This window comes from Coleofasciculus sp. F4-SAH-05 (assembly GCF_040222985.1).
GTDB lineage: Bacteria > Cyanobacteriota > Cyanobacteriia > Cyanobacteriales > Coleofasciculaceae > Coleofasciculus > Coleofasciculus chthonoplastes.
Map to the genome: position 1 here is coordinate 23,324 of NZ_JAVKBY010000193.1, position 22,410 is coordinate 45,733.

21 protein-coding genes and 2 pseudogenes are annotated in these 22,410 nt (G+C 46.7%); 12 read left to right on the forward strand and 11 right to left on the reverse strand.

Going from position 1 to position 22,410, the window contains the following annotated elements; all coding sequences use genetic code 11:
* The first annotated feature begins 48 nt into the window (after positions 1 to 48).
* The 4 genes from RIG27_RS22935 (at position 49) to RIG27_RS22950 (ending at position 4,280) form a co-directional block, all read left to right on the forward strand.
* The gene (locus RIG27_RS22935) at positions 49 to 300 is read left to right on the forward strand and encodes a hypothetical protein (protein ID WP_044207489.1); all 252 of its coding nucleotides are present in this window, start codon (positions 49 to 51) and stop codon (positions 298 to 300) included.
* Positions 301 to 319: 19 nt separating this feature from the next.
* The gene (locus tag RIG27_RS22940; RefSeq protein ID WP_446349024.1) at positions 320 to 3,277 is read left to right on the forward strand and encodes a hypothetical protein; all 2,958 of its coding nucleotides are present in this window, start codon (positions 320 to 322) and stop codon (positions 3,275 to 3,277) included.
* A 256-nt stretch (positions 3,278 to 3,533) separates the two neighbouring features.
* Entirely contained in the window at positions 3,534 to 4,058 is a 525-nt protein-coding gene (locus tag RIG27_RS22945; RefSeq protein WP_446349026.1) for a 2'-5' RNA ligase family protein, read from the forward strand.
* A 69-nt stretch (positions 4,059 to 4,127) separates the two neighbouring features.
* Positions 4,128 to 4,280 carry a hypothetical protein gene (locus tag RIG27_RS22950; RefSeq protein ID WP_446349028.1) on the forward strand — a complete coding sequence of 51 codons (153 nt, stop codon included), beginning with the start codon at positions 4,128 to 4,130 and terminating at the stop codon, positions 4,278 to 4,280.
* Here RIG27_RS22950 and RIG27_RS22955 read toward each other — a convergent pair.
* The gene (locus tag RIG27_RS22955; RefSeq protein WP_446349030.1) at positions 4,277 to 4,420 is read right to left on the reverse strand and encodes a hypothetical protein; all 144 of its coding nucleotides are present in this window, start codon (positions 4,418 to 4,420) and stop codon (positions 4,277 to 4,279) included. The two genes, RIG27_RS22950 and RIG27_RS22955, sit on opposite strands and share 4 nt — an antisense overlap.
* 15 nt (positions 4,421 to 4,435) lie before the next feature.
* Here RIG27_RS22955 and RIG27_RS22960 point away from each other — a divergent pair, with 15 nt between their 5' ends.
* A complete protein-coding gene (locus tag RIG27_RS22960; RefSeq protein WP_446349032.1) occupies positions 4,436 to 5,806 on the forward strand; it encodes a tetratricopeptide repeat protein in 1,371 nt (456 codons plus the stop codon).
* A 462-nt stretch (positions 5,807 to 6,268) separates the two neighbouring features.
* Here RIG27_RS22960 and RIG27_RS22965 read toward each other — a convergent pair whose 3' ends face one another.
* Positions 6,269 to 6,952, reverse strand: coding sequence for a Uma2 family endonuclease (locus tag RIG27_RS22965; RefSeq protein WP_446349034.1), 684 nt, complete (start codon positions 6,950 to 6,952; stop codon positions 6,269 to 6,271).
* A 453-nt stretch (positions 6,953 to 7,405) separates the two neighbouring features.
* Between RIG27_RS22965 and RIG27_RS22970 the strand changes: the two genes are divergently transcribed.
* The gene (locus tag RIG27_RS22970) at positions 7,406 to 7,993 is read left to right on the forward strand and encodes a hypothetical protein (protein WP_446349036.1); all 588 of its coding nucleotides are present in this window, start codon (positions 7,406 to 7,408) and stop codon (positions 7,991 to 7,993) included.
* 205 nt (positions 7,994 to 8,198) lie between these two features.
* Here RIG27_RS22970 and RIG27_RS22975 read toward each other — a convergent pair whose 3' ends face one another.
* Positions 8,199 to 8,528 carry an element excision factor XisI family protein gene (locus RIG27_RS22975; RefSeq protein WP_446349038.1) on the reverse strand — a complete coding sequence of 110 codons (330 nt, stop codon included), beginning with the start codon at positions 8,526 to 8,528 and terminating at the stop codon, positions 8,199 to 8,201.
* Positions 8,516 to 8,932: pseudogene (locus RIG27_RS22980) on the reverse strand (element excision factor XisH family protein). The gene RIG27_RS22975 and the pseudogene RIG27_RS22980 overlap by 13 nt, the downstream one beginning before the upstream one ends.
* A gap of 244 nt (positions 8,933 to 9,176) precedes the next feature.
* Between RIG27_RS22980 and clpB the strand changes: the two are divergent.
* Positions 9,177 to 11,804, forward strand: coding sequence for an ATP-dependent chaperone ClpB (gene clpB, locus RIG27_RS22985; protein ID WP_446349040.1), 2,628 nt, complete (start codon positions 9,177 to 9,179; stop codon positions 11,802 to 11,804).
* A gap of 202 nt (positions 11,805 to 12,006) precedes the next feature.
* Here the strand turns inward: clpB and aat are convergent, their stop codons facing one another.
* The gene (gene aat / locus RIG27_RS22990) at positions 12,007 to 12,594 is read right to left on the reverse strand and encodes a leucyl/phenylalanyl-tRNA--protein transferase (RefSeq protein ID WP_446349042.1); all 588 of its coding nucleotides are present in this window, start codon (positions 12,592 to 12,594) and stop codon (positions 12,007 to 12,009) included.
* A gap of 391 nt (positions 12,595 to 12,985) precedes the next feature.
* On the opposite strand from aat, the gene RIG27_RS22995 reads away from it, so the two are divergent.
* A complete protein-coding gene (locus RIG27_RS22995; RefSeq protein WP_006101347.1) occupies positions 12,986 to 13,315 on the forward strand; it encodes a hypothetical protein in 330 nt (109 codons plus the stop codon).
* Between the two features lie 63 nt (positions 13,316 to 13,378).
* Here the strand turns inward: RIG27_RS22995 and rpsN are convergent, their stop codons facing one another.
* Entirely contained in the window at positions 13,379 to 13,681 is a 303-nt protein-coding gene (rpsN, locus tag RIG27_RS23000; RefSeq protein WP_446349045.1) for a 30S ribosomal protein S14, read from the reverse strand.
* A gap of 48 nt (positions 13,682 to 13,729) precedes the next feature.
* On the opposite strand from rpsN, the gene RIG27_RS23005 reads away from it, so the two are divergent.
* A complete protein-coding gene (locus RIG27_RS23005; protein WP_446349047.1) occupies positions 13,730 to 13,897 on the forward strand; it encodes a hypothetical protein in 168 nt (55 codons plus the stop codon).
* Here the strand turns inward: RIG27_RS23005 and nth are convergent.
* The 4 genes from nth to RIG27_RS23025 form a co-directional block, all read right to left on the reverse strand.
* A complete protein-coding gene (gene nth, locus RIG27_RS23010; RefSeq protein ID WP_446349048.1) occupies positions 13,881 to 14,540 on the reverse strand; it encodes an endonuclease III in 660 nt (219 codons plus the stop codon). The two genes, RIG27_RS23005 and nth, sit on opposite strands and share 17 nt — an antisense overlap.
* 127 nt (positions 14,541 to 14,667) lie before the next feature.
* Positions 14,668 to 15,768: an RIP metalloprotease RseP gene (gene rseP / locus RIG27_RS23015; protein WP_446349050.1), complete on the reverse strand. Its 1,101-nt coding sequence runs from the start codon at positions 15,766 to 15,768 to the stop codon at positions 14,668 to 14,670.
* A 236-nt stretch (positions 15,769 to 16,004) separates the two neighbouring features.
* Positions 16,005 to 17,288 (reverse strand): serine--tRNA ligase, encoded by a 1,284-nt coding sequence (serS, locus tag RIG27_RS23020; RefSeq protein ID WP_446349052.1) that lies wholly within the window; start codon positions 17,286 to 17,288, stop codon positions 16,005 to 16,007.
* Between the two features lie 61 nt (positions 17,289 to 17,349).
* The gene (locus tag RIG27_RS23025) at positions 17,350 to 17,919 is read right to left on the reverse strand and encodes a DUF3611 family protein (protein ID WP_446349054.1); all 570 of its coding nucleotides are present in this window, start codon (positions 17,917 to 17,919) and stop codon (positions 17,350 to 17,352) included.
* Positions 17,920 to 18,191: 272 nt separating this feature from the next.
* On the opposite strand from RIG27_RS23025, the gene RIG27_RS23030 reads away from it, so the two are divergent.
* From RIG27_RS23030 to RIG27_RS23040, 3 genes and pseudogenes are all read left to right on the forward strand, one after another.
* Positions 18,192 to 18,653, forward strand: coding sequence for a hypothetical protein (locus RIG27_RS23030; RefSeq protein WP_446349056.1), 462 nt, complete (start codon positions 18,192 to 18,194; stop codon positions 18,651 to 18,653).
* 491 nt (positions 18,654 to 19,144) lie between these two features.
* A complete protein-coding gene (locus RIG27_RS23035) occupies positions 19,145 to 19,498 on the forward strand; it encodes a PadR family transcriptional regulator (RefSeq protein ID WP_446349072.1) in 354 nt (117 codons plus the stop codon).
* Between the two features lie 245 nt (positions 19,499 to 19,743).
* Positions 19,744 to 20,268 (forward strand): annotated as a pseudogene (locus RIG27_RS23040) (cofactor assembly of complex C subunit B); the annotation flags it as partial.
* 203 nt (positions 20,269 to 20,471) lie between these two features.
* On the opposite strand, the gene RIG27_RS23045 reads toward RIG27_RS23040, so the two are convergent.
* Complete coding sequence (locus RIG27_RS23045; protein ID WP_446349058.1) at positions 20,472 to 22,130, reverse strand: ABC1 kinase family protein; 1,659 nt, start codon at positions 22,128 to 22,130, stop codon at positions 20,472 to 20,474.
* Positions 22,131 to 22,410: the final 280 nt, after the last annotated feature.

Sequence of the window (22,410 nt, forward strand, 5' to 3'; positions counted from 1 at the left end):
TCTGAATATACCCGATAATGTAAACGATTGAATTAAAACGTACAGCCTGTGGCAAGCCAATCACTACGATACTATGTATCTGGTTCGAGATTACCTTTAGCCGTTTATCGAGAGGTGGCGGCTCATTTACGGCAAGTAGAAGGAGTAGACGTTGAGCTAATCCCCCAAATGTCCCAGACGTTTGATTACAATCAAAGTCAAGTAGAGGGGTTATGGATTCAACATGCTGATGATTCTGATGCGGTGAGTCGAGAACGAGTTAACCAAATTTTGACTCACTATAACCTACTCACGACTTAATCAAGAATCGTTAACGATTATGGACTATTGGGAATTTCTACTCCAAAAAGAGGGCGATCGCACTTGGTTACCGATCAAATCCCCTAAGCTTGACTTGGATGTGGGTCGATACCGGGTAGTGGCTCATTCGAGTCTCGCCAACACCGATGTGGAAATTTGCGTGACGCATACCGATACTAATCAAACACCACCCAAGCGACGGTATCAAAAGCGATCGCGCCGTACTAACCCTGATGGGTTAATGGTGATTATTCCCTTTACCTATCTTAAGCCCGGTCTGTGGGAGTTGCGCTGCTGTGGCGATATTATGTCTGATTTTCTGGGCAATTCCTGGCAGGAAACGGTACAGTTATCGGTTGTACCTAAGGTGAGTGAGGTTTTCAATCAGGCAGAAGGCGCAGAGAAGGCAGAAGGACATGAGATCACTTCTGAAACGGTAAATAATGACTCCGCGCATCCTGAGGAACTTCACCCGCCATTGATCACTTCCCTCCATAGCCCAGAGACACAAGAGCAACCTGCGATCGCGGATAATGATTCACTCGACTCATCTCACCCTGTCGCCCAATCCGCCCAATCCCCCTCTCCAACTGAGTTACCTACTCTAACTGAGACCATCACCTTACCCCAAACTCAGCCCCTCCCTCAAACCCCTATAGCGGCGACAGAAACCTCGCCAACGGATACAGAACACTCCCTTTCCCAACCAACAAATGGCAAAACTGGGGATGAAGAGGAAACGACACCACTAGAAAAAAACGCCCCCTCTCCCTCCCCAGAAGTCTTACCTGAGTTAGGGATTCCCGAACCCGATATCCCCATCCAAACCTCTAACTCTTCCCCATCTCCTATCTCAAACCCCATCTTGGATCAATCCCTGCAAATGCTAGAGCAAGTGTTGCAACAGGTACTTGATCCGGTGATCAAAGAATTTGAAGCCTCTGAGTCTTCAGAATTGCCCATTCCCATCCCCACAGAATCTGAATTTTCCTCACCAGAGGAGACGCTATGGCAAGGATTAACATTAACCTTAGAGGAGGAAGCTTTAGTCACCCAACGGGGAGAATCCTTGACGGTAGCCGGACAGGTGGATCAGTTCAATGTGCATCAGCTAGACTCTAGGGAAACTGTACCCAGTGAGACGAATCAGTTTCAGGGCATCCTACACTATGAATTACGTCATCCGCAAACCGGAGAGGTTGTCGTGGATGTACGAACACCCATAGCTGCACCCGCATTTCCCGTCACTTTTAGCCAGACTCTAGAGATTCCCTCAGACAGCAAAACCTGTTTATTACTAGGAAAAGTTAACCTGTACGAATCAACGGGGACAGCATTAGCCAGTCAACCGTTTACAGTCACGGTAGATTTAGATGAATTGTTAGTTGCGGTTCAATCGGGAAATTGGACAAAATCGGAAGACACAACTCCTAAAATTTCTACCCCACAACCCACGTCACAGTCAATTCCTCTGAATCAGATATTTCTTGATCTGGTTGATAATCCGAACAGCCGTAAGCCTTTAATCTACCAACCCTCATCCCATCAACCTTTACCCCCACAGCTTTATCACCCCCAATCCCAGCCCGGATTAACCAAATCCCTGGATTTGCCTACCTTTTCTCAGCCCAAACCAACCCCAGGAAAAGCATCGGAATCCCTTGATCAAATCCAGCCAGAAACAGAAACGCGATCGCAAGCTGTTGAACCCACTGATAAACAGACAACCGAAACCACGCCTTCAGCACCCGACGATACAACAGAAGACTTCGTAATCGACTCATCTGTCACCGAATCTCTGGTGCAGGAAACAGGCGAGGGGGAAACAAACGAGAATATCTCTGTTCCTAACACGGCTGTCACTGAAGCCTCTGTGCAGGCGGAAACCGGAACTGAGTCCGCTGAACCCTCAAATGAAACGCCCCCCCTAGAGGACAATCTCGCCGCCTTAGCAGAAACATCTGAACAGGCTTCTACAGAGTCCACCGAGATATCCGATGTCTGGACATCAACACCAGAGGCGGAACCCGAATCATCCCAGGGAGAGGAGATAGCGAATCCAGACTTATCCGAGTGGAAAACAGCCGCGATGTCAAGTGCTGCACCCATCGATCAAGATCCGATCGCGGTTGATCGCGCTTTCACTGAACTCAACCTGAATGAGCGATTCTGGGGGCGTTTGAATGCGTTAATGACGGATACGGATTTAGCTGAATGGCTGAAAGTGGAGTTACCCTCTAGCGAGGAGTTGGTTGAGTTGGAAGGGGAACTATCCGAGCCAGAGGTTGATCCATTATTTGCTCAACCCGAAGAAATTCCGCCATCCTCTGATGATGAAGATCAAGGATTAAATGGCTTTGATGAATCGATGTGGGATGAAGACACCGAGGAGGTAGGGAGTCTAAATCATGAGGAGATCCCGAAACTCGAACCCCCCATCCAACCCGATCATCCTCCCTTGAATCGTGAGGAGTTGTTGGAGCGAGAAATTGTGGTTGAGGATGAACCCTCGACTACCGAATCCTCAGCGTCTGGTCCAGTTGGTTCAAGAACCATTGAGACAGAAACAGGAGCGCAATCACACCTGAGAACTTCTGACATGGCTCAACTCGACTTAGGGACGCCCTTACCCACACCAGAACTATTCATCCCGACTCAGGAACTAGCGGCTGGGGAACCTGTACTGCTAAAGATTAAATTGAACCCTCATTCGGCTCGCTTAGGCGTTAAATTATGGGTTCAAGATCGTCAAAGTCGCTCCCTACTGGATGGACCCCGTTGGTTAATGGATTTAAGCCCCAATAAATCGGGGGAATTAGAAGCCTTAACCCAGTTAGTTGTACCTTTTGGTACAGTGGAAATTCGGTTTGAAGCAATTACTGTCGATTTAGACAGTGAACGGGAAAGTCATAAAGTTTCGGTTGATCGGGTTGTCGTTCCACCGGACTTGTCAGATTTCTCTGAGGATGATTTCTGAATTGACCCATACGAACGATCATCAGTTACTTGTAGGGGCGGGTTTAGGGATAAAATGAGGAAACCTATCTTAAATTAAACAACGAAACCCGCCCTAATCATAACTTTCATCGTCGCTATTCTGTAAATTTGGGATTTAGGTGATCAGTTGAGTGTGAGGGGGAGGAAGGGCGGGTTTTGTAGAAAAGTTATTAATTTCTGGGTTAATTATTTCCCTAAACCCGCCCCTACATGGGATATACAGCTCTAGATACCAAATGAATACTAAGATATCGTTCTGGCTGATACCATCAGCAGCTTATCAACCCTTTTTTCAAGAGATGATAAATTCTCTAGCTAAAGCCCATAATGCGCCCAGGTTTGAGCCTCACGTCACTATCTATTCGGAAAACTATACGGCTGATGAATCAATTGATAAATTAATCGAAACAGCGGTAAAGAATGTTTCTGGGTTTATGCTGGATATCGATCAGGTTGGCTATAGCGATCTATACACCAAGACATTATTTGTGCAGTTCCACCCATCGGCAATTCTAACTCAGATTTCCGAAACCTTACGCAATAACTCGGCTAAACCCTCTAATTATGTTCTCAATCCCCATTTAAGTTTGATTTACCAGCATCTTGATCAAGCCATTCAAAAAAAATTAGCCACAGAGTTAGTTATTCCCTACAGTCAGGTTTTCTTTGATGAAGTGAGAGCCATTTCCACACCAGAACCTGTTCGGAGTGGTGAAGATGTAGAAAAGTGGCAAACGCTCAGTAAGCTGTTCGGCATTTAAATTGGGATACCTCAAACTCTGAAAGGCAACAGGCAACAGGCAACAGGCAACAGCTAATACACGATTTAAATGCGTTTTAGCTTATCAGGAAATTGGTACCGTGAGAGTGGAGCAGGGGGAGCAGGGGAAGCAGAGGGTGTAGGGGCGGGTTTGACGGATAACTTATGGCGCAAAACGGATAACTTAACTAAACCCGCCCTTCTGGGGGATATTGCTGGCTAGGGAAGTAAGCAAATGACAAATGACAAATGACAAATGACAAATGACATAAGACGAATAACGAATCCGGATGAAGCGATCGCACCGGCGAAACAAGAAGAGGAAAAACTGTTCGGTTGACGGACATGAGTGGCGATAAGCATCAGCAGGATGAGACTATGGTTTTATCAGGGAATTCTAAACTATCCGAGAATCCCTCGACTGGGATAAAGGATGTGCAATCTGACGCCCATACCTTTTTGAGTCAGGGAATCGCGTCGTTTCAACAAGGGGACTATCGCCGTGCGATCGCGGCGTTTAACCAAGCGTTGCAGATTAATCCCGATTTGGTGCAGGCTTACCATTATCGGGGAATGAGTCACTATTGTCAGGGAGATGCTTTGGGTGCGATCGGGGATTTTGATCAGGTGTTACGGCTTGATCCTCAAAATGCCCAAGCTTATAGCGATCGCGGTTTGATTCTGGCGACTCTTAATGATCGCTGGGGCGCGATGCAGGATTATAATCAAGCCTTGCAAATTGAGCCGAATTATGCTAAAGGGTATCTGAATCGTAGTATGCTGCGGTTGGCATTAGAAGATTATGAGGGTGCGATCGCGGATTGTGATCAAGTGATTCGGATGAATCCGAACTTAGCTGAAGGGTATCTGAATCGAGGAATTGCCCGGTTTGAACTAGAAGCTTATCAAGATGCGATTGTAGATTGCGATCGCGCTTTAGCGATTAATCCGAATCTGGCGGCGGCTTATTTTAACCGGGGGATGAATCACATCGCTTTAGGAGCCTATCAGGAAGCGATCGCAGATTTTAATCATGTCTTGGAATTGAACCCCAATGATGCTCAAGCGTATCTGAATCGCGGTTATGTGCGGTTGCAATTGGGAGAAAATTGGGGAAGTATTGAGGATTTTGACCAAGCGATGCGCCTAGAACCCGTGGCGGCGAAGGCATTTTTCCAACAGATTGCCAATACATTGAATCAAGAAACCGACGCCGTTGAGGATGATGAATCGAAACTGATTCAAGGGTTAATGGTTCAAGGACATTTACGCTATCAATTAGGCGATTATCAAGCGGCGCTGAATGCCTATAATCAGGTATTGAATCTCGATCCGAAGTATACAGAAGCTTATAACCAACGCAGCACCGTGCGTTCAGCGATGGGGGATTACCAAGGCGCGATCGCGGATTTAGACATGGTGAAAACCCGATCTTTGGCGACTCCGTTCTCCCCAGAACCTGTATCCGTGGTGACGGATGAACCAACGCATCAAGAGTACCATAAGATCGGCGTACACAAGTTGAATCAGGAAGACTTCCACGGCGCTATTGAAGCGTTTAATTATGTCTTACAGGATAATCCAAATAATGCCACGGCGTTAACCTGTCGCGGATTTGCTTATCGTCGTCTGGGAGATAAACCACGAGCAATTGCCGATTTTCAGAAAGCGGCGAAAGTGTTTTATGAGCAAGGGGATATGAAGTCCTCTCAGGAAGTGATCAAAACACTGAAAAAATTGCGGCAATAATGATTAAACCCGCCCCGACACAATGATGGGTGAGACACCAATGATGAAGGGCGGGTTTTGCACAAAAGTTAGCGGTGTTGATTCAACGTTTATCCCTAAACCCGCCCCTACACGATGGCTATGGCGAGGAATTTAATGAACTGTAGGGGCGACCCGCTTGTATCAATGAACAACACGATTCCACTCAATTGGATCGGGTCGCCCTCAGCTTAATAGCGTAGCTGTAAACGATTTTGGCGGTAGGGGCGACCCGCTTGCATCAATGAATAACACGATTCCACTCAATTGGATCGGGTCGCCCTCAGCTTAATAGCGTAGCTTGAAACAATTCTGGCGGTAGGGGCGACCCGCTTGCATCAATGAACAACACGATTCCACTTAATTGGATTGGGTCGCCCTGGGTTTAATCGTTTAGGGCTTGAAACGATTTTAGGCGCACGTATTTGCGCCCCTACATTAAGATTACCCCTGGGGATTTAAACGCTGGACAAATGCCTGATGTTCTGCTGTCTGTATTCCCTGCTGCAACACTGCCAAAACTTCAGCTAAATTCCCCTCGCGCAACGCATTCACCGCTAGCCATAATCCCGGAAAAACACGAGAGCGAATAATCCCCGCTTCATCGGGTTCTAAGGAAATATATCTCCCCGCTTCTAAGCGAAACCAATCAATACGATTTTCATAACTTTGCCACACAATATAGTCTTGGACACCATTGCGACGATAGGCATTGAGTTTATCATTTAAGTCATAAGAGGCACTGGAAGCGGCTACTTCTACGATTAACTCTGGTGCGCCTTCAATATAATCATCCTCACTAATCCGAGAGTTTCCCCCAACTTCTGGTTCAATTCGCAGTAAGGCATCGGGTTGCGGTTCGTTATCTGCATCCAGACGGACTGTAGTATTATCCTGCACATCGACTCCTGGTGTCGCCACCCCGTATGTTCCTAACCAGGTGATGATTTTGGCATGGGGTCTACCGTGACGGTTAGCACGAACGGGTGAAGCCACGTAAACCACTCCTTCAATTAATTCGGCTTTTTTATTCTCTGGCATTTCCTGATAGCGACGCTCAAATTCGATGCGGGTGAGGCGATCGCCATTTTCTAAGGGAGGAGGAGAAACGGTAGGACTGACTGACATCTGACACTCTTGAACTGTAACGCTAACGGTTATGTTCATTTTAGCGTTGAGTGAGATGCCAAGGATTAAGGGCGGGTTTTGAACATAGCTTAGCAGTGTTGATTCAAGGTTTAACCCTAAACCCGCCCCTACACGATGGCTATGGCGCGGGATTCAAATAGGATAAAGGAACGAACTGTAGGCACGCTCCGTGCGCCCTTTTCCAATGTGCGCCTGATTTAATCATCAAATTTATTCCCCAATTTTAGGTAGGGGGAGGGCGGGTTTTGCAGTAACGCTAGCGGTGTCGCATCCAAGGTTTATCCCTAAACCCGCCCCTACATTATGCCTACATGACGTTTCAGGAGGGTTGGCACTTGTAGGGGCACGGCATTGCCGTACCCTTGCTGTGAAATAAGATAGAGTACAGCCAAAGCTTGGAGTAGTAGATTGATCAGTGAAGGAGTATGTTTAATGACCGATAAGCCCACATCTTACGAACAGTTTACCCTGCCAATTGTACAGGAAATGTTCGAGTTAGTGTTAGATGAACGAACCAATTGGACAGCCAACATAGAACCCGTTGAACCCAGTCCTCGATTAGTTCAAGACTTGGAAGATAATGTACTGCTTGCCTTAGCCACCAATACTGAAAAAGCTAGGTCAGAACTAATTATCACTCCCATCCTGAACGAATTGCGTCGGAGAAAAAATGTGGTTGTATTTTCGGGTAAAACCTTCAACGTCAACGAAGAACTGGGCTTAAAGGGACGCTGCGATTTTATTGTCACGGCATCGGATGAATTCTATTACATCAAAGCTCCGATTTTGACGATTGTCGAAGCCAAAAATGAGAGTATTGTTGCTGAGTTAGGGCAATGCCTTGCTACAATGATTGCCGCCCAGATATTCAACCAGAGTGACATTGTGTATGGTGCAGTAACAACAGGCGATCGCTGGAAATTATTGCAGATCAATGGCAAAGCTGTCAGTATTTCTCCAGTTGAGTATAGCTTGGACAATTTGGGTAAAATCTTAGCCGTATTGGAGGCAGCAACGTGAAAATCTGTTTAAATGGTTGCCTACATAATGTTTTAGTAGGGTTGGCACTTGTAGGGCACGGCAATGCCGTGCCCCTACGGTGAAATAAAATAGATTACTGGTGCCTCCTGTCTCCTGCCATCTGCCTTCTGAAAGCCTTCTGGCATACTTCCGTGGTGCTGAAATACGCCGTAAAAAAGCCACCTCTACATGAGAGTTCCGTACTCTAACCAACCGCAAATTCAGTAAACTTACGTTTATAGGGAGCATGAAAGGCTAAAACAATATCTTGCTTGGGAACGCCAGCTTCAACTAATTCATTAGCCACTCCGATTTCTGTTCCATCACGCTCAATCCAAATCTTTCCATCCTTAATTTCTACATAGATAATGCAACCAAAGACGCGACTCAACCCTTCCCAACCGATATGCAAGACTTGGTAGCGATCGCGCTCTGGATCAAATATCAGTTGAACTTCTGTATTACTGTTTAAACCATTGCCTACATGACGTTTCAGGATTGCTTGCACCAGTTGACGATAGTTTAGTTTATCCATAAAACAATCTCCTCTCTCTCTGGGTCAAAAATCAACCGTCTTAAGTGATGCTCTGCGATAACATCTTGAATAAAACTGCCAGCAAAAAAATCAGCGTAACTATCGAAAGACACTGCTAAATATAAAATCCGTTCTGGTTGCTTCTTTCTTAACGCAGAACGATAATTGAGAAACTAACCAAGGGCTGTATGAAACTCAGTCACTATAGATAATCCTAAAAAAAATTTTATCTCGATAGCTATCTTTTGACCAGCTTTCTCTGCGGCTAACATTCTCTCAGCGGCTAAGTCCACATAAAAATCAAGACTATCAACTTTAAGAAACAGCGGATCATCAGTAATTCTCCATCCATCTTTTTCAAGTGCTGTTCTAACGGTATTGTGAAATAAATCTTTAGCTGGCATAAATTAATAACGGTAGTTTCCTCAGTTTCAGGAGGGTTGGCACTTGTAGGGCACGGCAATGCCGTGTCCCTACGGTGAAATAAAATAGATTACTGTTGCCTTCTGCCTTCTGCCTTCTGCCTTCTGGCGTACCTCCGTGGTGCTGAAATACCCCGTAAAAAAGCAGTGAACACCGATCCAGCCATCGCCAGCCGCTTCTTACAATAAGGTCAGTTAAATAAATTCTCTACGGTAACAACTGACTATGCAACCCAATAATCCCAATCTATTTACCGAAAAAGCCTGGGAAGCCCTCGCCCATACCCCAGATGTGGTTAAAGCCGCCCAGCAACAACAAATTGAAAGCGAACATTTGATGAAAGCCCTGCTGGATCAAGAGGGGCTGGCGATCAGCATTCTCAATAAAGCCCAAATCCCGGTACAGCGAATCCGGGAAGCCACCGACGCCTTTATCCAGCGCCAACCCAAGGTTTCCGGGAGTAGTTCCTCGATTTATATGGGGCGTAGCCTGGATACATTGTTAGATCGGGCTGATGCTTACCGTAAAGAATTTAACGATGACTACATCTCCGTAGAGCATCTGATGTTAGCGTATGTGAAAGACGATCGCTTTGGCAAAAGCCTATTTCAGGAATTTAAACTAGACGAACAAACGCTGAGAAATACGATTACCCAGATTCGGGGGAACCAAACTGTGACTGATCAAAACCCAGAAGGCAAATACGAAGCCCTAGACAAGTATGGACGGGATTTAACCGAAGCGGCTAGAGAGGGCAAACTTGACCCCGTGATTGGGCGAGATGATGAGATTCGCCGCACTGTCCAAATTCTCTCCCGTCGCACCAAAAATAACCCGGTTTTGATTGGGGAACCTGGAGTGGGTAAAACGGCTATTGCCGAAGGATTAGCCCAGCGAATTGTCGCCGGAGATGTTCCCCAATCCCTCAAAGATCGCAAATTAATCGCCTTAGATATGGGGGCGTTAATCGCCGGGGCGAAGTTCCGAGGGGAATTTGAGGAACGATTGAAAGCGGTTCTTAAAGAAGTCACCGACTCCAAGGGACAAATCATCATGTTCATTGATGAAATCCATACCGTTGTCGGTGCAGGGGCGACACAAGGATCGATGGATGCGGGGAATTTACTCAAACCCATGCTGGCTAGAGGCGAGTTGCGCTGTATTGGCGCAACCACCTTAGATGAGTATCGCAAATATTTAGAAAAAGATGCCGCCTTAGAACGGCGTTTCCAACAAGTCTTTGTCGATCAACCCAGTGTCGTGGATACCATTTCCATCCTCAGAGGCTTAAAAGAACGCTACGAAGTTCACCACGGGGTTAAAATCTCTGATAGTGCCTTAGTCGCCGCCGCCACACTCTCCACCCGGTATATTAGCGATCGCTTCCTCCCCGATAAAGCTATTGATTTAGTCGATGAATCCGCCGCCCGACTGAAAATGGAGATTACCTCCAAACCGGAAGAACTCGATGAAATCGATCGCAAAATCCTGCAACTGGAAATGGAGAAGCTGTCTTTACAAAAAGATAGTGATCCGGCTTCTATGGAACGGTTAGAGCGTCTGGAACAAGAACTCGCTAATCTAAAAGAAGCACAACGCACCTTAAACGCCCAATGGCAATCGGAAAAAGACGTTCTGGATCGGATTCAAGGGATTAAAGAAGAAATTGATCGCGTCAATATAGAAATCAGCCAAGCCGAACGGGAATATAATTTGAATCGGGCGGCTGAACTCAAATACGGCAAACTCGCCCAGTTACAACAATCCTTACAAGCCTCGGAACACCAGTTAAACGATACCCAAACCAGTGGTAAGTCCCTGTTGCGGGAAGAAGTCACCGAGTCTGATATTGCCGAAATTATCTCCAAGTGGACCGGAATTCCGATCAGCAAACTGGTAGAATCCGAGAAAGAGAAACTCCTACAACTCGAAGACGAACTGCATCAACGAGTCGTCGGACAAGAAGAAGCCGTTACTGCGGTAGCCGATGCAATTCAGCGATCGCGTGCAGGATTATCTGATCCCAATCGTCCCACCGCTAGCTTCATTTTCCTCGGTCCGACGGGTGTGGGGAAAACCGAATTGGCAAAAGCCCTCGCCGCCTATCTCTTCGACACCGAAGACGCCTTGGTGCGGATTGATATGTCGGAATACATGGAAAAACACGCCGTCTCTCGCCTCATTGGTGCGCCTCCCGGCTATATTGGCTACGAAGAAGGGGGACAGTTAACCGAATCGATTCGGCGACGCCCCTATGCGGTGATTCTCTTTGACGAAATCGAGAAGGCGCATAATGATGTGTTTAATATTATGCTGCAAATCCTCGATGATGGTCGAGTCACCGATGCTCAAGGACATACGGTAGACTTCAAGAATACCGTGATTATCATGACCAGCAATATTGGGTCACAGTACATTCTCGACTTAGCCGGGGATGATACCCATTATGACGAAATGCGGGGACGAGTCATGGATGCGATGCGGACGAGTTTCCGTCCAGAGTTTTTGAACCGGATTGATGAAGTGATTATCTTCCACGCCCTGCAAAAACACCAGTTACGCCATATCGTCTCCCTACAAACCCAGCTACTGGAAACACGGTTAGCCGAACGGCAAATGTCACTGAAGCTATCAGAAGCCGCGATCGATTACTTAGCTGAAGTTGGGTATGATCCTGTGTACGGCGCACGTCCCCTGAAACGGGCGATTCAACGGGAATTAGAAACCCAATTGGCTAAAGCTATGCTGCGGGGTGAGTTTAGTGACGGCGATACCATATTTGTGGATGTGGAGAACGAACGGCTGACATTCAAGCGTTTACCTGCGGAGTTGTTAACCACTCAACCCGGTTAAGCCCTCGACAGCCAGGGAATCTAAGTTTACGGGGATTTGATTAAGTGACGTGCGATCAAGCGCAGGGTGTAGGGGCTAGTCTCCTCCCCTACACCCCACACCCCACACCCCACACCCGCCCCTTCGGGGCTGGTGAGTTAAGAATTGTAAAAACCCTCAATCCCTGGCTGTTGCCTATTTCTAATCTGAAGTTCCCTGAATTTCATACCGGAATCCGATCAAAATAACATCGCCGTCGCAACGCCTGTCGTAGTAGCACCTGATACTTTTGCTCCTCTATCGTACCAGCGCCAAAGCGAGCCAAGTGAGGATTCATCATTTGTACATCAAACAACAAAAAGCCGCGCGATCGCAACCGCTCGACTAATTTGACTAACGCCACCTTCGAGCCTTCGGGAATCCGATAAAACATGGATTCGCCAATAAACGCGCCGCCAATCACAATCCCTAAAATCCCACCCGCTAGTTCATTTCCTTGCCACGTTTCAAAGCTATACGCCCAACCTTCCTGATAAAGTAACCAATAAATTTCCTGGAGTTCCGGAGAAATCCAGGTGCTTTCCCGATTGGCACAACCTGCCACAACTCCTTTAAAGTCTCGGTTAATTGCCGTGCTAAACCGCTTCTGATTGAGAACCCGTTGTAGAGATTTAGGATAGCGAAACCGCTCATCTAAGGGAATGATTGCTCGCTGGCGACTAGAGTACCACCCTAGTGATCGGGTTTCATCCGCCATCAAAAAATAGCCTTGAGCATATCCTTGAATTATTGTCGGAATATTTAACTCCATAGTACTAGAACTCGGTTGAGAGTCCCTGTTCTCGAATCGCTAAACACCATTTTAAGATTTCCCTGATCAGACATAATTTCGCTATGCTTAAAAATGACATCTCCCTGATTAAATCCAAGATTACTTTCTCAATTATGCTGGTCACAGGACTTCAATTTTTGAGGTTGACAAATTTTAAACAGTATGTAGGGTTAATACCAAGTTGTGGTCATAAGTAGCATATAGGGGAGACAAGGGAGATAGAAAGTATCAGTAGCGTTCGCACAACAAGGACTTCGCAATTATTGGCAATAAGGTGTTTCAATGCCGAACAGCTTATGTCCCCAGAATAGTAGCTTTCCCATCCCGAAAATGAACCGTTTGACTGTAGACAGCTAACTTTTGAGATTTTATGGCTGAACCCATTCCCCCAGTTACCCTTCCCCCTGCTGAAAATGCCCAGCAGGAAGGAAAATGGTTGCGAGACGCTTTGGTGTATTGGCTGGATCATGAATTTCTACCAGAACCAGCAAATCAGGACATTGCCGATCGCGCCTCCCAAATCTTTGTCCGCCAACGCTTAGAAGGCGAAAACGATGTCGGTTCTTTGGTCATTGCCATTGTCACCGAAATGCAGGCTTTCGACTTCCGAGAAAGCTTCTATAGTGAATTCGCGATCGCCAACGCGGTTAGCGATTTGCTCCTCGACAGTCTGGGTATTGACCGTTGCTGTGGGAATTAGTCATCAGTCATTGGTCTTTTGTCCTTTATCTTTGGTTAAGAACGATTGACCAATGACCCAAATCTACCAACTCGACTTGACTACTCCTGGGAGTAATCCTTTATGCGCCCATTCCCGCAGCACATGGCGAGATAGACCAAAATCCCGATAGTAGCCCCGGGGACGCCCAGTTACCCAACAGCGATTCCGTACCCGATTCGGCGCACTACTGCGGGGTAACTGTTGGATCTTCCGGTGAATCTCTAGTTTTTCAGCCGGAGAGGACGCATTATCAAACTGTTCTTTCAGTGCTGCTCGCTTAGCCGCATACTTCTCAACCAGCTTCTGGCGCTTTTTCTCGCGCTCAATCATTCCTTTTTTAGCCATGAGTCTTTGGCGTTTCCCTAAATAAAGACACTGTTTCCTATCTTATCTTTGTCATTCGTCCTTTGTCATTGGTCATTTGTCATTGGTCATTTGTCATTGGTCATTTGTCATTCGTCATTTGTCATTCGTCATTTATTGATTAGGAAATCACTCCCCCTGCTCCCAGACGTAGCATGCTACGTCTCTACATTGCTCCCCATCATCCCTCAATCCTAGCACTGGGACATAAATCAGCCAGTAAGCAAGCATTGCACTTCGGCTTCTTCGCCTGACAAATTGCCCGACCATGGTAAATTAACCGAATTGACCAGTTTTCCCAGTCTTCCACAGGCAACAGTCGCATTAAATCACGTTCGATGCGAATGGGGTCACTATGTTCCGTCAAACCCAGACGCTGAGTCAAGCGCTTGACATGAGTATCCACCGTCACTCCCTCGTGGATATCAAAGGCATTGGCTAGCACAACATTGGCAGTTTTGCGAGCTACACCCGGTAATTTGATCAGCAGTTCCATACGTCTCGGAATCTGACTGCCAAACTCGGCGACGATCATCCGACAAGCCCCTTGAATATTTTTCGCCTTATTGCGATAGAATCCAGTTGGACGCACCAAGGCTTCCAGCACCTCAATATCTGCCTGCGCGATCGCTCTAGCATTAGGGAATTGGCGAAACAACTCCGGTGTCACCTGATTCACTCGTTCATCCGTACATTGTGCCGAGAGAATCGTCGCCACCAGTAACTGTACAGGAGTGTCATAATTGAGTGTACAGTGAGCATCCGGATAAAGTCGCTTCAGGCGAATCAAAATCTCCAATGCCCGTTGCTGTTTAGCAGACCATTTACGGGTGATGCTCATGCAAAATTTAGATGTAGCTATCTCTCTAAACTTAAAACTTAGCCAGGGCGGGTTTAGTTACATCTGGGTGAGGTAAAAAACGATAGTAGTTAAACCCGCCCCTACACACTCAAAACTCAAAACTATTTCATTGGAACAAATTTTGCACCCAACTTGAGGGAACTAAATTTGCCGTATCCCGCACAATCAGGAAAAGTCCTAACCCTAAAAGTAAAACCAATCCCGTTTGCATGATATTTTGCTGAACTTCTGTAGGGATAGGTTTTCCGCGAATTCCCTCGATCGCTAAAAATGCCAGTTGACCCCCATCCAGCGCGGGTAAGGGCAAGATATTAATAATCGCCAAATTGATGCTAATTAACGCCGCAAACTGAAACAGATTTCCCGCATCAGAACGGGCAATATTCGCGCCAATTGCCACAATCGCTACCGGACCGGATACTTGTTCAGCCGTTTCACCAAAATTGCTAATCAGTTGACCAAAACCCTTGGCAATTTCAGTACTCAGGCGCTGATATTCGTCAGCCGCAATCGTAAACATCTCGACAAGTCCGTCAGCGTACTTGCGGACTATTTCACCATTGGGTGCCAGTTGTACGCCAATTCTACCTTTGCCATCGTCTCCGGGTTCTGGCGTCACGTCCAGGGACAAGGTTTGTTCACCCCGCTTAATCGACAGTTCTAGGGGTTGGTTGGGGGAATTTTGAATTTCGGTCGTTAGGGTAAAGATTGCATTCCGACTGGCTCCCAAGGGTTGATCCTCAACCGCTAAAATAACATCACCGGGTTTAATCCCTGCTTGTTTCGCCACTAAGCTACTTTCTGCGGCAATTTCTGGAACCTGTACTCCCGGCTGAAATTTGAAGTCAGTAATTCCCACCGTTCCCACCTGCACTACCAGAAGAAAGTAAGCAAAAATTAGGTTGGCAATTACCCCAGCACTAATTACAATCGCTCGGTCTAAAACGGGTCGATTGCGGAGTAAATTTGGGTCATCCGGAGGGATCTCGCTATCGGGGTCATCATCGGGGAAACCAACAAATCCGCCCAAGGGGAAAGCGCGTATCGCATATTCCGTATCGGGTCCCTGGTATTTCCACAGAACTGGACCAAAACCCAAGGAAAAGCGATTGGCATAAATTCCCTGCAAACGAGCTGCCATAAAGTGACCCAGCTCATGCACCACAATTAAAACCGCCAAGACTGCGATCGCCGCCAAAATTGACATAAGAAGTAATGTAACGATTGCTTGCGTCCTTTCTATTGTACGTTGCCGCTTTCAATACTTGGGCAGATGTTAGCGTTAGCCAAGCGGGGCAGAACCCGGAAGATCAAGGTAGTTCTCTCGTTAATTGTTGCACTTAGGCTGGGCAGGTTTAGTCGCCTTTGGATGAACAAGGAACGAGAAAAAGTGAAACCTACCCCTACAGAAAACATCGCGTTCAAGCCAAGGCGGGTTAAGGCTCACAACACCTCACGTCCCATATAGGAATGTAGAACCTCTGGTATTTTTACTGTACCGTTAGGTTGCTGATAATTCTCTAAAATTGCCGACAGGGTGCGCCCAATGGCTAATCCAGATCCATTCAAGGTATGGACAAACTGAGTTCCTTTTTTGCCCGTTTCCTTAAAGCGTAGACTACCGCGTCGCGCTTGGAAATCACCGCAATTGGAACAACTCGAAATTTCACGGTATTTTCCCGAAGCAGGAAGCCAGACTTCTAAGTCATAGCATTTTGTGGCAGAGAATCCTAGATCTCCAGTACAGAGTTCAATAACACGGTAAGGGAGTTTTAACGCCTCTAAAATGGCAGCAGCATCTTCCACCAGCTTTTCATGTTCAGCTTCCGAGGTACTCGGATGAACAAGTTTGACCAGCTCAACTTTATTAAACTGGTGCAGTCGAATCAACCCTTTGGTATCTCGCCCATAACTTCCAGCTTCTCGACGAAAGCAGGGTGTATAGGCGCAGTGATAAATAGGGAGTTGGGAGGCGTCTAGAATTTCGTCACGGTAAAGATTGGTTAAGGGGACTTCCGCTGTGGGCGAAAGCCATAGATCATCGCTATCACACTTGAAGCTTTCTTCCGCAAATTTGGGCAGTTGACCCGTCGCCGTTAATGAGCGGCTGTTAATTAGTATCGGTGGGATCACTTCCACATAGCCTGCGGCAATTTGTCGATCTAGCATAAAACTAATCAGCGCCCGCTCTAAGGCAGCACCGACACCGATTAGACTGACAAAACGACTTTGTGCCACTTTCACCGCCCGCTCAAAATTGAGAATACCGAGGGTTTCGCCAATTTCCCAATGGGGTAAAATCTTGTCATTCTGGGGAATATACTCGTCACCCCAACGGCGCACCTCGACATTTTCCGTTTCACTCTGACCAACGGGAGTTGAGGGACTGGGTAGATTGGGTAGTGAGAGTAATAGCGCCTCAATTTCTGCTTTCAGGTCTTTTTCTTGAGGTTCTAGTTCACTAATTTGGGTTTTAACCTGATTACCTTCCTCTCGCAGTTGTTGGGTTTCTGGCGCGTCAGGGGGACTCCCGGCTTTAATTTTTTGACCGATGAGTTTACCAATCTCATTACTACGGGCTTGCAGGCGACTACGGGATGTCTCTAGTTCCCGTTGGCGCTGATTCAAGTCCAAAATGGGCTGGAGGTCATACTGACCCGCCCCGCGTTTTTCTAGGCGTTCTTGGACGCTTTGGGGATTTTCTCGGATTTGCTTTAGGTCAAGCACAGATTTTTAGGGATACTGGGCAAAAAGGACGAATGACGAATGACAAAGAACGAATGACGAATCACCGATTAATGCGATTGAACAGCCAAATGGCAATGGCGATACCCGCAAAATGAGCTGTAATGGTGTTGATATTCGCCTGTACCAAGAATAAGTCTAAGGGTCGCACGAATCGGTTGGCTTCGTACACCGTCAAGCCAGAGGGTTGGGAAATCGAGCGGATCACAATGCTGCCGATGATGGCTTGGGCACCCACAATCGTCAATAGCATGCCCGCCATATTGACGATTAATCCTAGCCTAATGGTTTTAAGGGTATCGGCTTTGCTGGGTCGTGTTTCTGTATTGCCAACGAGTAACTGTTGGGAAATGCGAGTATAGCGCCATGCGATGTAGACACCCACACCTAACGTGACTAACCCACAAATAGCTAAAAATATGCCAAACCCAACACCTTGTTTCTCGTCTGTCGGTCCAATGGTACGACCAGCGATTCCGGTGAGCAAGATCCCCAGCGACACAACTCCGAGGACTAATTGTACCCACAAAGCAATTCTACCAAAGGTACGCAGCACCAAGGCGATGCGTTGGAGGGGGGTGGGTAGTGAGGACGTATCGGGCAATTCTCGCATTGGGACTCGAATCCGTGAGTGACACCTATTTCATATTTAACCAGGAGAACTAGAAAACTGTTGTTTGTGCAAGCGAAACGCTAACTCCGACGAATCTTTGCCACTGAATATAAATTTTCATAATTCATCATTTATATTTCATAATCTTTAGCTTATTCCTCCGTGAACTTTTAATCGGGGTTGTGCGTCTGTTAGGTCAGGTATAAAGCGAAAGCCAAGCTTTAGCCCTACGGTGGGAACCTCATCGTCTGGTCAGCTCATGGAGGAAGCGTATGGAACTGAATTGGAAACAACGTTTATCCTACGCCATCTGTGCCATCGCTTTAGTCTGGAGTTTGTCGTTGTACAAAAATCAGGTCAGCACGAATCCCCTATCTGCGGCTCAACAACACTGGCAGGCGATCGCAACAGCTAATCCTGATCTGTTAATCTATGGCTACAGTGATCATGCTGTTCTTAAGCGCTCCTACAATGTACCTGATGTGAATGAAACCTATCAGGGGCTCTCCATCTACTCAGCTTGGCAGGACTTTTTCCGCCAATATGATATCAAAGACTTTCAGGTACTGGAGCAACAACGGCGCGATCGCACGGTTAAAGCTCAAATTCAGATCACCGCCCAATCTGATCAGGGACTGATGGTGGTTTTGTCAATGTCTTACCAGGCTGACTTCGATCAAACAGGTAAGATTATTAAAGAAGTTTGGCAGACGAATCCAGAACTGGGTGTTTAACTAACGTTTTCCAGACCCCTCCGGAAATAGGGTAGCATCTCTAAGTCGTGACCAATAGACGGTCTGAAACCCCCTTAGGGAAAACGTTAAGGAATTGAAAACAAAATATTGCGGACTATTGCTCAATAAGCTAGTAGAAATTATTAATGCTAGCAATGCGATCACGCACTCAGGTTGCACACTAAGGGGACGATTTTCCCTGGATCTGGACTTGGAAGCCTCGATTTTTTTGGAAAAATACTCCATGACTTAGCTAAAATTGATGGAGATTATTCAGTGCTGTTGCATCTGCCGTAACCAAACTAACGAGTGCATTAGACGACCTCAATACTTTGAGGTTATAAAGTACCAGAGGAATGAGCAAGTCGAGATTGCTCATTGCTGATCGATACATTGCACCAAACTTTTTCAGGGTGTTGAAACCATGGTTAGTTTTAGGAAAACTGTCCCATGCAAATCTGACTCACTGGGATATTCAGCGGACTATGCAGATGAAATTTGAGGATATCTATCAGTTTTTTCAAGACCCTCCTCCCAACTATCTCAACAAGGAATTAGCCGTATGTTATGTGTTGTCTGTCCTCATAGAAGGGGAATCCTATGGCACTCACTTGATCCAACAACTCGAACACGAATACCCAACCTATCGACTGTCTGATACAGTTCTTTACAGCGCCCTCAAGTTTCTGGAAGAAGCTGGGGCAATCACTGGGTATTGGAAAAAAGTGGAAGGACGAGGACGCCCCCGTCGTATGTATCAGATCTCTGGTGATTGGCGGGATAAAGCCCGCGAACTAGCAGGGTTTTGGCGTAGGTATATTACTCAGGAGAAACAAGCAATATAGCACATTTCGGCAGAATTACACCATCAGTAACAATCTTTCCCCAACTCAAGGCGAGGTGCAAACACGGGTTTGTGGGGTGAACTGATGGTCAGTTTCTGCCGTCATGTACGGGTTCTTCGGCTAAATGAGTTATTATTGTCAACGACAGGGGATCTGTTGAGTCTCTTACGGCTCAACTGTTGAATCATGATCGGTTCACCCCAGTAAAGTGGTAAGCCAAGGATACCTGTTGTTGGTCAATATCTGTGAGTACACCCATTCTGTCTTCCACATTCCTGCTGACTTTGTTGTTAGCAGTAGGTTTGTTCTTTTTCATCCGTGCTTCGGTTAAAGACCGAACCCAAAAAGTTCAACTCATTGCCCAAGAACCCGAAGCCTCTCTCTTAGAACGGTTGCAGAACTATTTTGATCAAAGGGCATACCGGGTAGCTGCGGTTGACCCAGCCACGGGTCAAGTGACATTTCAGGGTTTTGTCCGACCCAGTTGGTTTCTGGCTATCTTTTTAACCGCACTGGCTGCCTGTGGGATTCTTTGTCTATCATTAGTTCTATCCATACTGTACCCAAACCTATCCCAGGTTTTCCTGGGGCTAGTTTTACTGGCTCCTGTGGCTGGCATTTTTTACTGGAAAGGTGCGGGACGCGATGAACAGGTGTTCCTAAAAGTTGAACCTTTGCCGAATCCCCAGACGGATAAGCAAAGCTTAGTGACTGTTATCGCCCATCGCGATGAACTTGCCCAACTCCAACAAGCCTTGAAGCTTCAACCTTCTCCAGAAGCTGGGGAAGCTGGGGGAGCTGGGGAAGCTGGGGGAGCTGGGGGAGCTGGGGAAGCTGGGGGAGCTGGGGAAGCTGGGGAAGATGAGGGAAATAGGAGATAAAATTTCTATAGCCCATTATGCTTTATCTATTCCCGGTTCCCGGTTCCCTGATACCAAAAACTCGGGTTGCCACCACAAATACCGAAGAACAATCACTTCAATCGTCCTGACTTGAGGATGCTGACAATTAACCACAACCCTAAAAAACTGGCAACACCGAACAGGATATTACTTATTAGCGAAAGCTGACTCGTTCGCGCTCCTGTCGAGATAATCGCTGCGCCCATAATCAAGGAACCCACCAAAATACTAAATGAAAGCCGATTGGCTGAATCATCCAGACTGCGGCGCAGAGGGTCAATATCTCGAATTGTAATATTCCACTTTAAAGTTTCTGACGTGATCCGGTCAAGCAGTAACTCCATCTGACGGGGAGACTGTAGAGAGAGACTTTTAACATCCAGAGCGGTTCTGAGAAAGGTTTGCAAGGGATTTGAACCCAAAAGCTGACGCCGAAATAAATCGGTCATCAGGGGTTTGATTTCGTCGAGGAGATTCACCTCTGGATTAAAAGTACGAGCCACCCCTTCTAGGTTGGCGAGACACTTGGAGTATAATCCCATATTGCTGGGTAAGCGGACTCGGTTATTTCGGGCAAGTTCCAAGATTTCATAAAAGATCTCACTGAAGTTGATTTGTGAGATGCTGAGGTTGTAGTATTTTCTCAACATGCGATCGTAGTCATTTTCCAACCGTGATAAGATAACGGGTTGACCTGACTCAGATAGTTGCAGCGTTAACTGGGCGCAGCGTTGAGCATCTAAATCCACGATCGCGAGTAACATTTCGGTTAAAATCTGTTGAGTGCGTGGGTCTAAGCGTCCAACCATGCCGCAGTCCAAAAGCGCTACGCGACCATCTTGGAGATAAAATAAGTTACCGGGATGAGGATCAGCATGGAAAAAACCATCCACATAGAGTTGCTGAAAAAAGGCACGAAATAAAAGCGTAGTAATTGCTTTGCGCTGTTCCTTCTCGTTACCGCTATCTTCGCCATTTTGCTCTACCGGAAACTGGGCTTCGAGAATGGGTTTACCCTCTAACCATTCCATCACCATCAGTTTCTCCGTCGTCAATTCCCAATAAATAGCGGGAACCATGATTTGCGTTGGGTCAAACCAGCGACTTTTGGATAGATTGCGCCGCAATTGGTCAGCATAGCTGGCTTCTTTGGTAAAATCGAGTTCGGCTTCCAGGGCGTTGGCAAACTCCTCCGCCAAAGCCACGACATCATAGTCTTGTCCAAACTCAGTGCGCGAGACTAAATCGGCTAAACTTTTAATTATCGCGATATCCTGAGGAACAACCTTATCAATTCCTGGACGCTGAACTTTCAGCGCTACCTCCTGACCATTTTTTAAGGTAGCTCGATGGGTTTGGGCAATAGAACCAGCAGCCACGGAGCGGGGGTCAATTTTGGCAAAGGTTTCCTCTAACGGCTTTCGTAGTTGTTTTCGCAGCAACACTTCAACCTCACTCCACGCCACAGGGGGTACTCTAGCTTGGAGTTCCGAGAGAGCATTAATGTAATCGGCGGGTAACAAATCGGGACGAGTACTCAGCAACTGTCCCAGCTTCACATAAACCGGTCCCAATTCTGTTAGCACGTTACGCAGCACCTCTGGGGGAGGCAATTGTGGTTTGTCAGCCTTGCTACCCGTCAGCAGTCTTCGCATGTACTCCCAACCATTGCGGAAGACGACTTCTAGAATTTCGCGTTGTCGAGAGTTGTTTTGAGTTAAGGAGAACATAGTTTATACCGATAGGCTTGGAATTGATGGTTAATTTAGGACTCAGGTTAGCTGTACTCTAATCCCTAAACTGAAGGATGCTGTATTTAATATAAGAAATAATTTAATACTTGCAGGAGTTTTGCTGTCTGGCAATCCGTCTACCGGATTAAGTTGAATGGCACTGAAAATTTGCATTAGGGAATCACCGAAACCTTTGATATACCGTAGGGTGGGCATTGCCCACCAACATACCAGTCAGTGGCATTCGGATTAAGTTGGGAATAGTAGGTTGGGTAGA